Raw genomic sequence first — 13088 nt, forward strand, 5'->3', positions numbered from 1 at the left:
TGGAGGTCCTGTTGGATCAAAGCTTTTCCGCCGCGTCGCCGAGCGTCATCGGGGAGATCACCAGCGTCCTGCAGTCCATGCTCGGCCGCCCGGTCTTCCTGCAGCCCGATACCAACATCGTCGCCGACCTCGGCCTCGACTCGCTGGCGATCATGGATTTCTGCATGGAGCTGGAGGACCGGCTCGACATCTCCATTCCCCTGCATCAGCTGGCCGACGTGGTGAGCGTCGGCGATCTCGCCGGCGCCATCGCCCAGTTGCGTAACTGAGTTCCGTTCCATGTCGATTCTCGAGAAGTTCAAGCCGCTTCGCGCTGCCCATGACCGGCTGAAGGCGCTGGGCCGCGACCCGTTCTCCGTCACCTTCGACGACATCGTCTCGCCCACCGAAGGCATCCTCGACGGCCGGCGCACCGTGCTTCTCGGGACCAACAACTATCTCGGCCTGACCTTCGACGACACCTGCATCGAGGGCTCGATCGACGCGATCGTGCGGCACGGCACCGGCACCACCGGCTCGCGCATCGCCAACGGCTCCTACGACGAGCACGAGAACCTCGAGAAGGAGCTGGCCGCCTTCTTCGGCCGCCGGCACGGCATGGTGTTCTCCACCGGCTACCAGGCCAATCTCGGCATCCTGTCGACGCTGGTCGGCAAGGACGACCACCTGATCATCGACGCCGACAGCCACGCCTCGATCTACGACGGCTCGCGGCTCGGCCACGCGCCCGTGATCCGCTTCCGCCACAACGATCCGGAGGATCTGGCGAAGCGCCTGCGCCGCCTCGGCGACGCGCCGGGCGCGCGGCTGATCGTCACGGAAGGCATCTACTCGATGCTCGGCGACATGGCCCCGCTTCGCGAGATCGCGGCGGTGAAGCGCGAATACGGCGCCTATCTCCTCGTCGACGAGGCCCATTCGATGGGCGTCCTCGGCGCCAGAGGCCGGGGTCTGGCCGAAGAGGTCGCGGCGGAAGCCGACGTCGACATCATCATCGGCACCTTCTCGAAATCGCTCGGCAGTGTCGGCGGCTTCTGCGTCTCCGATCTCGAGGACTTCGACATCGTGCGCCTCGCCTGCCGGCCTTACATGTTCACGGCCTCGCTGCCGCCGGCGGTGATCGCCTCGACCCGATTCGCCCTGAAGAAGCTGCAGCAGGAGCCGGGCCTGCGCGCCCAGCTCACCAGCAACGCCCGCCAGCTCTACACGGCCTTGCAGGCGCAGGGGTTCCAGGTCGGCCCGCAATGCTCGCCGATCGTCTCGGTGATCCTGCCGGACCCGCAAAAGGCGATGGTGCTCTGGAACGCGCTCCTGGAGAACGGGCTCTACATGAACCTCGCGCTGCCGCCGGCGACGCCGAGTTCCTCGGCCTTCCTGCGCTCCAGCGTCTCGGCCCGCCACACGCCGGAGCAGATCGCCTTCGCGGCGAACTTGATGGGCCGGATGGCGCGCGAGCTCGGCATCCTCGAGGCCGCCGAGCCGGAGCCGATCTTCAATCGGAAGCGCGCCGCCGGCGGCGCCAGAGCCGCCGGATAAGCGGCACGGCGACGAGGAGCGGCCAGCGCCGCTCCCGGTCCGTGACCACGAGCGCCTCGCCGCTGTGGCGCTCGACCTTCCAGGCGATGTAGTCGGCTCCGCCCTTGAAGGTGAAGGCCGCTTTCGCGAGGCGCGCGACGTTCAGCGGTTTCGCCAGCCGCGCCCGCCGTTGCCAGTCCCGCTCCGCGCGGCTCTTTTCGTCGATGGTTTCGGCAAGGCGCGGCCGGACGTTTCCGTCCGCCAACTCCTCCAGTGTGATGCCCTTCGCTGCCGCCGCGGCGCGGAACGCCCGCTCATAGCGCGGCTCCGCCTGATCGACGATCCCGTCGGCGCGGCTCGTCTTCTCCACCCGAAGCTCGGAGGCGTAGGTGCGGCGGAACAGGCCGCGCCAGTAGTCGGCGGGGCGCGCCTCGGCGGGACCGAGACGGACCGCCCAGATCACCGCCGTCGCGACCGCTTCCGCCACAGCCGCCGCGACCGTCGTTGCCGCCGCTTCGTCGCGCGCCCATGCCAGCGCCGCGACCTGCGAGAAACGCGCCCAGACCGTGGTGTCGAGGCTGTCCGTCCGTACCAGCCGCCGGAACTGCCGAAGCGACAGGATCGCGACCTTGCCTCTGATCGTGCGGCCGTCCAGCGCGACTTCATGGTATTCGACGTTCGGCGGCAGCATCGCGTTGGCGCGGGCTGCGAGGGACCCGTGGCTCCAGTCGGCGAGCCGGTCGACGATCACGTAGAAGTCGAGGATGCCGTCGAGGTCGCCGGCCCGGAGCCCCGAGCCGTAGAACAGGACGGCGACGGGGGGCCGGCGCGCGCCTGCCGCGAGGTGGGCGGCGAAGGCGCGGGCTTCCGGGCGGACGGGTGCGCCGAGTTCGGCGGCGACGAGCCGTTCGAGTTCCGTCATGGCGAGACGAACTCCACCGCCGGGCCGGCCGCGATCGAGACCAACCCGCCCTCGCCGGGGTCGTAGGCCTCGCCGTCGAGCACGAAGCGCTCGCGGAGCTGAAGGACGATGCGCGCCGCGGAGCCGCTGCGGTAGCCGGCCTCGCGCATCCACGGCGCCGGGCGGCCGCGAAGGGCGGGCAGGAGCGCGGCGGCGAGGCGCTGCGGCGGCGCGTCGACGGCGAGGAAGCGCAACGGGTGCCTGGTCTCGCCGTCCCAGAACGGCCAGACGCCCAGCGTGAAGCGCCGGAGCGTCGTCGCGAGGAAGATCAGCCGCGGGCGCGAGGGTTCCGCCGATGCCCCGCCGTCGAGGGCGAGGCGCATCGGCGCGCCGGCGAGCCAGCGCGCGCGCTCCTCGCCCTTCGCCAGCGCCATGATCCCGCGCCCGATCCCGGCCGCGACGCGCGCCGGTCCGAAGGAGATGCGGTCGGCGAGACCGTGGTCGGCGAGCGCGATGGCCCGCGCATAGGCGCCGGCGCCGAGCACGAAGCCGGTCAGCCGCCGGTCTCCAGACACGACTTCCAGCGTCGATACCGGGCGCCGCGGCAGCGTAGGAGGGAGGCCGGCGGCGGTCGCGCCGGCGAGCCGTTCGAGGCCGCTCTGGCCGGTGCCCCAGTTGCCGCTCGTGCCGGCGAGGATGTTGGTCTTGCCGGAGGCGAGGAAGGCCATCGGCGGCAGGGTGGCGAAGGAGCCTCGCGCGGCGGACAGGACGTCCCGCACCGTGCCGTCGCCGCCGTCGACCGCGAGGAGGCCGACGCCGCGCGCCGCGAACTCGGCGAGGACGGCGTCGAGCTCGGCATGCGAGCGCGGCTCGCGCAGGAGCGTATCGCTCCCGAGGCGGCCGGCATCGATCGCCGGCCGGTCGCGGTTGCGTCGGCTGCGCGGGTTGCGGACGATGCCGAGCAGCACCGGAACGCTCAGGCCTGCAGCCAGGAGCGGATCGGCCCCTGCCGCGTGGCGCTCGCAGCCTGGACGATCTGGGCGAGGTGGACGAGGAAGCAGAGCGCCGTCCAAGCCGCGACGAGGAGCATGCCCCAGTCGGGGCGACCGACGAGCGTCAGGACGGTGAGGATCAGGAGATTCGGGTTGCGCCGCGCCGTGATGCCGCGGAACCAGGAATCGAACGGCCGCCAGATGTGCATCTCGATGCCGAAGGCCTTGATGAACACGCCCTCCTCGATCCGCTGCGCGACGTAGCCGCCGACCACCACCGCGGTGACGAGGCCGGGATGGGCGAGGGGCAGGCCGACGGCGGGCAGGCCGACGATCCAGGCCCACCACCAGAAGGGCGGGTGAACGAGGTCGATGCCGTGGTCGAGCGCGTCGCCGGCCTTCGAGAAGGTCATGGTGACGCGCGCCAGCTTGCCGTCGACCGTGTCGAGGAAGGTCATCATCCAGGCGGACAGGAGACCGAGCCCAAAATAGCCGTGCCAGAACAGCCAGAAGGAGAGGATGACGAGCGCGAGGCTGAGGAGCGTCACCTGGTTCGGCGTGATGCCGGCGCTGGCGCACCAGCCGGTGACGAGCTTCGCGGGTGGCGGCCAGACGTGCTTGGTGATGAAGTCGGTGACGCCCTTGTAGGACGCGCCGAAGGTGCGGTCGCGGATCGCCGCCAGGTTCTCGCGGGTGAGGGGGAGGAGGAACGGCTCCTCGCGCTTCCGGAGCTTGTTGTTGTAGGAGCCGGCGAGCTCCACCGGCGTCTTCACGGCGCAGCCGGGCGGGACGACGAGGCGGCCCTCGCCCGCGAGCGCGGCCGCCGCGTCCGCCGTGTGGACGGCGACGATCTCGCCGCCGCTGGTGGCGAGCGCGGTCTCCGGCGACTTCGCCAGCGCCTCGACCAGCCGCTGGTCGAAGACGTGGTCGGCGCGGATCAGGATCGCCGGGCGGCCCGCGGGCGGCGCGTCGCCCGCGCCGAAGGCGACGTCGCGGAGCCCCAGCCGCGCGAAGGAGCGCCGCAGCCGCTCGGCGGCGGTCATCCCCCAGATCGGCACCGGCCCGTCGCCGATCACGATGACGGCCGGAGCGATGGTCGGGGCAGGGGCGTTCGGCAAGCGGCGCGGCTTTCGCTGTTGATCTAGGCGCGGTTATCGGGCGCTGTGTAGAGGCTGTCATGGACCGGACACAAGCCGTCCGCCCCGCTGGCGTCCGCGAGCCAACTCCTCTACAGGTCGGCGGTTCGAGTCCAGCCGGGTCCGCGAGATGGCCAATCCGACGATGGCGAAGTTCGGCTATCCCGCCAGCCTCGTCGCCGAAACCGCGCACTGGAGCGTGCTCCTGCGCCCGCAGGCGCCGACCCTCGGCTCGCTGGTGCTCGTCTGCCGCGAGGCGGCGCGGAGCTTCGCCGACCTGTCGCCGGACGCTTTCGCCGACCTGAAGCTCGCGGTCACCGGGATCGAGCGGGTCCTGCGGGAGTTCGTCGCCTTCGAGCGCATCAACTATCTGATGCTGATGATGGTGGACCCGGACGTGCATTTCCACGTGATCCCGCGCTATGCGGGCGAGCGCCGGCACGGGGAAACGCGCTTCCCCGACGCCGGCTGGCCGGGGCCGCCGGCGCTCGGGGAAGCCGTGGCGCTCGGCGAGGCGGACGTCGGCGCGATCCGCGATCGCCTCGCGGCGCTCTGGAACGCGGCCTGAGCCGGGGATCAAACCGTTCATGTCCGGCAGGCGCAGCTTCGGCGTTCCGACGATCCTCGACCGTTACCTGCTCGGGCTCGTCCTGAAGCCGCTCGGGCTCGGCGTCGGCGTGCTCCTCGTCGGCCTCCTCCTCGCGCGGGTCCTGCGCCTCCTCAACGTCCTCGCCTCCTCCGGCTCGACCGAGCTCGGCATCCTCGCCGCGCTGACGGCCAGCCTCGTGCCGCACTATCTGGGCCTCGCGCTCACCGCCGCCTTCGTGATCGCGGTGTTCGTCGCGATGATCCGGCTCGGCGACGGCTCCGAGCTCGACGCGCTGCTGTCCAGCGGCCTGTCGCTCGGCCGCATCGCCGTGCCCTTCGTCGCGCTGGGCGCGGTGCTCGCCGTGTTCTCCTTCGTGCTCTACGGCTGGCTGAACCCGCTGTCGCGCTACGACTACCGCAGCGTCCTCTATTCGGCGACGGCGGTGGTCGCCTACCGCACCGACATCCGGCCCGGCAGCTTCGTGAATGCCGGCCGCGGCGCGACGATCACCGCCGACGACGTCGACGCCGGCTCGAAGCGCGTCCGCGGCGTGTTCATCCACCAGATCGACGAAGGCGGCCGCGAACGGATCACCACCGCGACGAGCGGCGAGATCGCGCCGGGACCCGACGGCGTCCACCTGAAGCTGATCCTCGAGGACGGCGTCTCGATCATCCAGGACCCGAACGGGCCGCCGCTGCGCACGCAGTTCCGGCACCTGAACTTCCAGACCGAGATCGAATATGCCGGGCGGCCCTACCGCCCGCGCGGCAGCAACGAGCGCGAGATGACGCTCGGCGAGCTGTGGGAGGAACTGAGAGCCCCCACGACCGATCTCGGGCCCCGCATCGTCGAAGCCGAGCTGATCGACCGGATCATCCGGCCACTGGCGCTGGTGTTCATGCCGCTTCTCGCCATCCCGCTCAGCCTCGCCACCAAGCGCGGCTCGCGGGCGGCCGGGCTGGTCGCCGGCGCGATCGTGCTCCTGACGTTCAACAGCGCGCTGCAGTTCGGCAAGGATCTAGCCGCGGCCGGCCACGGGCCGGTGCCGGTGACGGCGCTCGCGCCCTTCGCCGCCTTCGTCGCGCTGTCGCTGTGGCTGTTCCTGGCGAGCGCCCGGCATCCGACCGAGGCGCCGCTGTCGCGGCTGATCGGGCGGCTGTCGGACTTCGGCGGCGGCGTTTTCCGGCTCGTGCGGCCGCGCCGGCAGCGCGCCGAATGATCACGCTCGCCTCCTACCTGTCGAGCCGGCTGCTTCTCACCGCGCTCGGCACCGTCGCGGTGCTCGGCGCGCTGGTCCAGATCCTCGACCTCCTCGACACGACCGAGGACATCCTGGCGATGGGCGAGGGCGCCTCCGGCTTCCTGTTCTACGTCGCGATGCGCACGCCCTCGATCCTGCCGGAAGTGCTGCCGCTCGGCGTCCTCCTCGCGACGCTGTTCGTTCTCGCCCCGCTCGTCCGCCACGGCGAGATCGTCGCGATGCGCGCCGCCGGCATGCATGTCGGCCGGATCTTCCTCGCCATGCTGCCGGCGCTGGTGGTGATCGCGCTCGGCCACTACGCCATCGCCGACGGCATGCGCCCGCCCGCCGAGCGGCGGCTGGCGGAATGGTGGGCGGAGAACGGCGTCAAGACCAACAAGCCGGTCTGGCTGAAGATCGACGGCCGCATCGTCGAGGCCGGCCGGGTGCTCGACGGCGGCCGGCGGCTGGAGAACGTCCGGATCTTCGACCGCGACCTCCTCGACGCCGTCTCGACCCGCACCGTCGCCGGCGCGGCGCGCTATGCCGAGGGGCGCTGGACGCTGGACGACGCGACGGTGACGGACCTGCGCCGCCAGGAGATCGGCACGGGCCGGCCGGCGGACGGCGTCTGGAACACCCGCCTCCGGCCGCGCGACGTGATCGAGGCCATGGCGCCGGACGCCAACGTCTCGGTCGGGGCGGCCTACGACGTCCTCGTCGGCCGGCGGCTGGCGGTCGCCGCGCCGTCCGTCTACGCCACCGCCCTGCAGCGGGCCTTCGCCGAGCCGGCGAGCGACTTCGTGATGCTGCTCCTCGCGCTGCCCCTCGCCTTCGCCTCCTGGCGCGACGGACGGAGCGGGCGCGTCTTCATCCTGTCGCTCGGCGCCGGTCTCGTGTTCCTCCTGACCGACGGCGTCGTCGCGACCCTCGGCCGCGCCGGCGTCATCCAGCCGGCGCTCGCCGCCTGGAGCCCGAGCGTCGGTTTCGCCATCCTCGCCTTTCTGCTGCTCCGCCGGCTGGAAGGCGTCAGGCACCCACGCGGAGGCACCGCTTGATCGACGTGACCCTAGTTGCCGGCAAGGGCGACCTCGAACGCTTCATCCGGCTCGGGCCCGAACTGCAACGCGGCGATCCCGCCTATGTCGCCCCGCTCCTGATGGAGCGCCGGCAGGCGCTGTCGCCGAAGCACAACCCGCTTTTCGCCCAGGCCGAGATCGCCTTCTTCCTGGCGCGGCGGGACGGGCGCGTCGTCGGGCGGATCAGCGCCCAGGCCGACCGCCGTACCGGCGAGACCGGCCATTTTGGGCTTCTCGCGGCCGAAGACGACCGGGAAGTCTTCGCCGCGCTCTTCCGGGCGGCGGAAAACTGGCTGCGGGAGCGCGGCCGCACCCGCATCCTCGGGCCGTTCGACCTGTCCATCAACGAGGAGATCGGCGTCCTCGTCGACGGCTTCGAAACGCCGCCGATGCTGCTCATGCCGCACAACCCGCCATCCCTGCCGGCGCGGATCGAGGCCGAGGGCTACACGAAGGCCAAGGACGTCTTCGCCTATCTCTTCGACAATTCCACCCGGCCCGCCTGGGCGCGGCGGGTCGAGAAGCGGCCGCTGCCGCCGGGCGTGACGCTCCGCCCGCTCGACTGGAAGCGCTACGAGGCCGACCTCGCCGCCGTGGTCGACATCTTCAACGACGCCTGGTCCGGCAACTGGAACTTCCTGCCGCTGGAAGGCGCCGACCTCGACGCGATGGCGAAATCGATGAAGCCGCTGATCGTGCCGGACTTCGTCCAAATCGCCGAGGTGAACGGCGAGCCCGCCGCCTTCGGCATCTGCCTGCCGAACCTCAACGAGGCGATCCGGGACCTCAGCGGCAGCCTCGTCCCCCTTGGCTGGGCGAAGCTGCTGTGGCGGCTGAAGGTAAAGGGCGTTTCCACCGCGCGCATCCCGCTGATGGGCGTCCGCCGCTCGGTGGCCAAGGGCGCGACCGGCGCGTTCCTGCCGATGATCATCATGAGCCGCCTCGGCAACGAGGCCGCGAAGAAGGGCATCCGGCACATCGAGATGTCGTGGATCCTCGAGGACAACGCGCCGATGCGCCATTTCGGCCAGACCATGGCCGGCGATCCCTACAAGACCTACCGGATCTACGAGAAGGCGCTTCGCGCGTGACGGGCGGCGGCGGTGGCCCGGTCGCCGCGCTGATCCTGGCGGGTGAGCGGCCGGGCGGCGACCCGCTGGCGCGCGAAACCGGCTCGCCGCACAAGGCGACGATCGAGATATGCGGGCGGACGATGCTCGACCGCGTCGCGCAAACGCTGCTCGACTGCCCGCGGGTCGGGCGGATCGCGGTCTCGGCCGCCGAGCCGCTGCCGCTCCTCGATCCTGGCCGGATGGAGATGCTCGCGCCCGGGCCGACCCCGAGCCTCAGCGTCAAAGCGGCGATCGCGGCGCTCGGCACGCCGCTTCTCGTCACCACCGCCGACCACCCGCTGCTGCGCGCCGAGTGGGTCGACCATTTCCTCGACCACCTGCCGGCCGGCGCCGACGCCGCCGCGGCGCTCGCCCGCGCCGAAACGGTGATGGCGGCCGAGCCCACCACCGAGCGCACCTTCCTCCGCTTCCGGGACGGCCGCTGGTCCGGCTGCAACCTGTTCTTCTTCGCGACGCCCGAAGCCGTCGGCGTCGTGGATTTCTGGCGTCGGATCGAGGCGTATCGCAAGCGGCCTCTCGTCATGGCGCGGATGATCGGCCTCGGCACGCTCCTCGCCTATCTCGGCCATCGCCTGACGCTGGACGGCGTCCTCGACCGCATCGGCGCTCGCGCCGGTGCCCGGCTTCGTGCGGTCGAGATGCCGTTCGGCGAAGCGGCGATCGACGTCGACGACATGGACGACCTCGCCCTAGTGCGACGAATCATCGCGCGACGCGAAGACGCCAGTGAGCGCATGGCTTAACCGGCTCGCAAGAATGCTGCGGCAAGATGCGCGGGATCAACGGACGCCGCCATGTCGCTTCCCGCCGCGCCCTCGCTTGCCGAAGCAAGACCGCTCGCCAAGTGGCTGCGGGTCTTCAGCCTCGTCATCGCGGTCGCCGTGGTGGCGATGGCGGCCGCGAGCCAGTTCAAGGACCGGGAAGCACGCTTCGCCAAGAGCGAAGTCGATGCCGGCATGCTGGCGAGCTCGCTCTCGCAGCATGCGACCGACACGTTCGAGATCGCGAACGTCCTCCTGACCACCCTCGCGGAACGGTTGAGGACATCGCCCGGCCGGTCGCTCGACGACATCTACCTGCTCGACACCGCGCTGGAAACGCAGCTCCGCAGCGTGATGCGCATCCGCAGCCTGATCGCCTTCGACCGCAACGGGCGGCAGTTCGTCTCCTCGCAGCCGCAGATTCCGGACTGGTTCGACCTGTCCGGCGACGCGGCCTTCCGCTTCCACGAGGAGAACTTCGGCGACGCGATCCATATCGGGAGCCCGGTCCGAAGCCCGTCGACGAACGACTGGCTGGTAACCGTCACGCGCCGCTGGGACGATGCGAACGGTCAGTTCGGCGGCGTGGTGATGGCGACGATCCGGGTCGACTACTTCTCCGGCTTCTACGACAACTTCAGCGCCGCGGGCGAGGTCGGCATCTCGCTCTTGCGCGGCGACGGCGTGCTCCTGGCGCGCTATCCGGTGAACGAGGCGGTCCTCGGCCGGAACCTGATCTATCCGCAGGACCGGGAAAGAACCGTCGTCAACAAGGTCGGGATCGTCCGTTCCCTCTCGCCCGTCGACGGCCTGATGCGTGTCTATGCCTTCGAGCGCATCGATGAGGTGCCGCTGGTGATGTATGCCGGCATCAGCGAGCGAAGCATCCTCGCCGGCTGGCTGCAGGACTGCGTCGCGACCGTGGCGGGGGCCTGCGTGCTGGCGGCGCTTCTCGGCTTCGTCGGCTGGCGCTTCGCCGCGCAGATCGATGCCCGCCAGGCGTCCGAGCGCAAATGGACCGATCTCGCGCTGACCGACGGGCTGACGGGCGTGCGCAACCGGCGCGCCTTCGACGAAGCGCTGGAGCGGGAGTCCGCTGCCGCCGGCAGCAACCGCCGGCCGCTGTCGATGATCCTCGTGGACGTCGACCACTTCAAGGCGTTCAACGACACCTACGGCCATCCGGCGGGCGACAGTTGCCTGAAGGCGATCGCGGGCGCGCTGGACCGCGCGCTGACCCGGCCCGGCGACTGCGTCGCGCGCTACGGCGGCGAGGAATTCGCCCTGCTCCTGACGGATACGGGACCGGCAGGCGCCCTCGTGATCGCCGAACGCGTCCGTCAGGCCGTCCTGATGCTCGGCATCGCGCACAAGGCCAGCCGGACGCTGCCGCTGGTGTCGGTCAGCGTCGGGGTCGCGACGGAAGCTTCCGAGACGGACGAAGCCGCTGACGCCGTGCGCCTCCTGGATCGGGCCGATCGGGCGCTTTACCGGGCGAAGACAGCGGGGCGGAACCGCGTGGAGATGGCGTCTCCCGCCGCTACGGTGCGGGCGGAGGACGCGGCGGCCGCGACAGCGCCGGGCATGGCCTGAACCGGAGCTTCGGCCGGCGCCGCGGCCGATGCCGTCAGTTCGCGCTGCCGGGCTTCGACATCTTTCGATGCTGCTCGGCGAGCATGCCGGACGGCAGGACGCTCGCGGCGGCGGTGATCAGCTTGTTCTTCCAGCCGCTGACCCGGTCGCCTTCGCCGTTCATCATCGCGTCGAAGCCGTCGCGCGCGACCTTGGCCGGATCGTCCTTCTCGGACGCGCCGACGCTCGTGTCCTTCATGTCGGCTTCGTCGAAGAACTCGGTCTCCGTCGCGCCCGGCATCAGGCAGGTGACGGTGACGTCGGTCTCCTTCAGTTCGTTGCGTAAGCCGAAGGAGAAGGAGTTCAGGAACGACTTCGTGCCGTTGTAGACCGCCTGGAACGAGCCCGGCATGAAGCCGGCGATCGAGCCGACGATCATGATCCGGCCGGCGTTGCGCGCCCGCATGTCGCGGCCGATCGCCTGAACGAGGTAGATCGTGCCGACGATGTTGGTGTCGACGACCTTCCGCGCCTCGGCGAAGTCCTGGTCGAGAAAGCCGTGGCCGAGGCCGCGGCCCGCATTGGCGAGCAACGCGTCGACCGGCCGACCGATCTCCCGCACCTTCGCGAGAAGCGTGTCGACGCCCTCCGTGGTGGAAAGGTCCGCCTCGACCTCCTCGACCCGCGCGCCGAGACGCCGGAATTCCTCCGCGACGGTTCCGATGCGCGCGTCGTCGGCCGCGATCACGAGGTCGAAGCCCTCGCCGGCGCAGACCTTGGCGAGTTCGTAGCCGATGCCGGCGGAAGCGCCGGTCACAACGGCGAGCCGGCGTTCGGGGGATGCAGACATGCTGGTTTCTCCGGGTGTCAGGGCTTCAGGACGACCTTAATGCAGCCATCCTTCTTGTCGCGGAAGGTCTTGTAGAGGTCGGGGCCGTCGTCGAGCGGCGCCGTATGGGTGATCACGAAGGACGGGTCGATGTCGCCCTTGACGATGTGGTCCATCAGCTTCGGCAGGTAGTGCTGCACCGAGGTCTGCGACATCTTCATCGTGATGCCGCGGTTGATCGCCGAGCCGAACGGGATCTTGTCGAGGAAGCCGCCGTAGACGCCGATGATCGCGACGACGCCGAAGTTGCGGCAGGAATGGATCGCCTGCCGGAGGACGTGCGGCCGGTCGGTGCCGAGGAAGGTCGCGGTCTTGACGCGGTCGAGGAGGGAGTCGGCGCTGGCGGTTGCGTCGGCCTCCGAGCCGACGGCGTCGATGCAGCCGTCCGCGCCGCGACCGCGCGTCAGCTTCATGATCCGCTCGTAGACGTCCTCGGCGTGGAAGTCGACCGTGATCGCGCCCGCGGCCTTCGCCATCGCGAGCCGTTCCGGCACGGTATCGATCGCGATGACGCGTTCCGCGCCGAGCAGGAAGGCGGAGCGGATCGACATCTGCCCGACCGGGCCGCAGCCCCAGATCGCGATCGTCTCGCCGCCTTTGATGTTGCACATCTCGGCGCCCATGTAGCCGGTCGGGAAGATATCCGACAGGAACAGCACCTGCTCGTCGCTCAAGCCCTCCGGCACCTTGATCGGCCCGACATCGGCGTAGGGCACGCGGATGAATTCCGCCTGCCCGCCGGGAAAGCCGCCGAGGATGTGCGAATAGCCGAAGAGTCCCGCCGGGGAGTTGCCCCAGAGCTTGGTGGCCATCTCGCGGTTCGGGTTGGAGCGTTCGCAGCCGGAGAAGTAGCCTTGTCTGCAGAAGAAGCACTCGCCGCAGGAGATGGTGAAGGGGATCACCACGCGGTCGCCCACCTTCAGCTTCGAGGCGGCGCCCGAGCCGACCTCCACGACCTCGCCCATCGTCTCGTGACCGACGACGTCGCCGTGCTCCATGCCGGGGATGACGCCGTCGTAGATGTGGAGATCGGAGCCGCAGATGGCGCAGGACGTGACCTTGACGATCGCGTCGCGCGCATCCTGAAGCTTCGGATCGGGCACGCTCTCGCAGCGCATGTCGCCCTTGCCGTGCCACGTCAGCGCCTTCATCGACCGTCCTCCTTCGCGTGTCCCGGACAAGACCGCGACGGCGACGATCGTTCCGGCTCCGGGGCCGGAGGGGAGGGCGCAGTTGCGTACCCGGCAAACCACCGGGGCCAGCGCGAGGGGCTCGCAG

The 13088-nt window shown here is 70.5% G+C and carries 13 protein-coding genes; 8 read left to right on the forward strand and 5 right to left on the reverse strand.

Annotated elements, in window-relative coordinates; translation table 11 throughout:
• The first annotated feature begins 11 nt into the window (after positions 1–11).
• Positions 12–269 (forward strand): acyl carrier protein, encoded by a 258-nt coding sequence (locus tag F6X38_RS18870; RefSeq protein WP_246191439.1) that lies wholly within the window; start codon positions 12–14, stop codon positions 267–269.
• Positions 270–279: 10 nt separating this feature from the next.
• Complete coding sequence (spt, locus tag F6X38_RS18875) at positions 280–1536, forward strand: serine palmitoyltransferase (RefSeq protein ID WP_150972425.1); 1257 nt, start codon at positions 280–282, stop codon at positions 1534–1536.
• On the opposite strand, the gene F6X38_RS18880 is transcribed toward spt, so the two are convergent.
• From F6X38_RS18880 to F6X38_RS18890, 3 genes are read right to left on the reverse strand one after another with little or no spacing between them, the layout of a single operon-like run.
• On the reverse strand, positions 1493–2437 hold the full coding sequence (locus tag F6X38_RS18880) for a hypothetical protein (protein ID WP_150972427.1): 945 nt from the start codon (positions 2435–2437) through the stop codon (positions 1493–1495). The two genes, spt and F6X38_RS18880, sit on opposite strands and share 44 nt — an antisense overlap.
• A complete protein-coding gene (locus F6X38_RS18885) occupies positions 2434–3384 on the reverse strand; it encodes a diacylglycerol kinase family protein (RefSeq protein WP_161992833.1) in 951 nt (316 codons plus the stop codon). The genes F6X38_RS18880 and F6X38_RS18885 overlap by 4 nt, the downstream gene beginning before the upstream one ends.
• An 8-nt stretch (positions 3385–3392) precedes the next feature.
• Positions 3393–4526 carry a CDP-alcohol phosphatidyltransferase family protein gene (locus F6X38_RS18890; protein WP_246191440.1) on the reverse strand — a complete coding sequence of 378 codons (1134 nt, stop codon included), beginning with the start codon at positions 4524–4526 and terminating at the stop codon, positions 3393–3395.
• A gap of 148 nt (positions 4527–4674) precedes the next feature.
• Here F6X38_RS18890 and F6X38_RS18895 point away from each other — a divergent pair, with 148 nt between their 5' ends.
• The 6 genes from F6X38_RS18895 to F6X38_RS18920 are packed head-to-tail and all read left to right on the forward strand — an operon-like array spanning position 4675 to position 10942.
• Complete coding sequence (locus tag F6X38_RS18895; protein WP_150972431.1) at positions 4675–5112, forward strand: HIT family protein; 438 nt, start codon at positions 4675–4677, stop codon at positions 5110–5112.
• A 19-nt stretch (positions 5113–5131) separates the two neighbouring features.
• The gene (locus F6X38_RS18900; protein WP_161992834.1) at positions 5132–6355 is read left to right on the forward strand and encodes an LptF/LptG family permease; all 1224 of its coding nucleotides are present in this window, start codon (positions 5132–5134) and stop codon (positions 6353–6355) included.
• A complete protein-coding gene (locus tag F6X38_RS18905) occupies positions 6352–7434 on the forward strand; it encodes an LptF/LptG family permease (RefSeq protein ID WP_150972435.1) in 1083 nt (360 codons plus the stop codon). Before F6X38_RS18900 ends, F6X38_RS18905 begins: the two co-directional genes overlap by 4 nt.
• Positions 7435–7439: 5 nt before the next feature.
• On the forward strand, positions 7440–8546 hold the full coding sequence (locus tag F6X38_RS18910; RefSeq protein ID WP_246191444.1) for a GNAT family N-acetyltransferase: 1107 nt from the start codon (positions 7440–7442) through the stop codon (positions 8544–8546).
• Positions 8543–9331 (forward strand): nucleotidyltransferase family protein, encoded by a 789-nt coding sequence (locus F6X38_RS18915; RefSeq protein WP_150972439.1) that lies wholly within the window; start codon positions 8543–8545, stop codon positions 9329–9331. Before F6X38_RS18910 ends, F6X38_RS18915 begins: the two co-directional genes overlap by 4 nt.
• Before the next feature lie 51 nt (positions 9332–9382).
• Complete coding sequence (locus F6X38_RS18920; protein WP_150972441.1) at positions 9383–10942, forward strand: GGDEF domain-containing protein; 1560 nt, start codon at positions 9383–9385, stop codon at positions 10940–10942.
• A 34-nt stretch (positions 10943–10976) separates the two neighbouring features.
• On the opposite strand, the gene F6X38_RS18925 is transcribed toward F6X38_RS18920, so the two are convergent.
• Both F6X38_RS18925 and F6X38_RS18930 read right to left on the reverse strand, forming a co-directional pair.
• The gene (locus F6X38_RS18925; protein ID WP_150972443.1) at positions 10977–11771 is read right to left on the reverse strand and encodes an SDR family NAD(P)-dependent oxidoreductase; all 795 of its coding nucleotides are present in this window, start codon (positions 11769–11771) and stop codon (positions 10977–10979) included.
• A gap of 17 nt (positions 11772–11788) precedes the next feature.
• Positions 11789–12961: a zinc-dependent alcohol dehydrogenase gene (locus F6X38_RS18930; protein ID WP_150972445.1), complete on the reverse strand. Its 1173-nt coding sequence runs from the start codon at positions 12959–12961 to the stop codon at positions 11789–11791.
• Positions 12962–13088: the final 127 nt, after the last annotated feature.

This window comes from Plantimonas leprariae (assembly GCF_008802405.1).
GTDB lineage: Bacteria > Pseudomonadota > Alphaproteobacteria > Rhizobiales > Rhizobiaceae > Plantimonas > Plantimonas leprariae.

What these genes read in the sequence shown, in the direction of transcription:
- spt (WP_150972425.1), top strand. Translation starts at nt 280, where the DNA reads ATGTCGATTCTCGAGAAGTTCAAGCCGCTTCGCGCTGCCCATGACCGG.
- F6X38_RS18880 (WP_150972427.1), bottom strand. Translation starts at nt 2,437, where the DNA reads ATGACGGAACTCGAACGGCTCGTCGCCGCCGAACTCGGCGCACCCGTC.
- F6X38_RS18895 (WP_150972431.1), top strand. Translation starts at nt 4,675, where the DNA reads ATGGCCAATCCGACGATGGCGAAGTTCGGCTATCCCGCCAGCCTCGTC.
- F6X38_RS18900 (WP_161992834.1), top strand. Translation starts at nt 5,132, where the DNA reads ATGTCCGGCAGGCGCAGCTTCGGCGTTCCGACGATCCTCGACCGTTAC.
- F6X38_RS18905 (WP_150972435.1), top strand. Translation starts at nt 6,352, where the DNA reads ATGATCACGCTCGCCTCCTACCTGTCGAGCCGGCTGCTTCTCACCGCG.
- F6X38_RS18920 (WP_150972441.1), top strand. Translation starts at nt 9,383, where the DNA reads ATGTCGCTTCCCGCCGCGCCCTCGCTTGCCGAAGCAAGACCGCTCGCC.
- F6X38_RS18925 (WP_150972443.1), bottom strand. Translation starts at nt 11,771, where the DNA reads ATGTCTGCATCCCCCGAACGCCGGCTCGCCGTTGTGACCGGCGCTTCC.
- F6X38_RS18930 (WP_150972445.1), bottom strand. Translation starts at nt 12,961, where the DNA reads ATGAAGGCGCTGACGTGGCACGGCAAGGGCGACATGCGCTGCGAGAGC.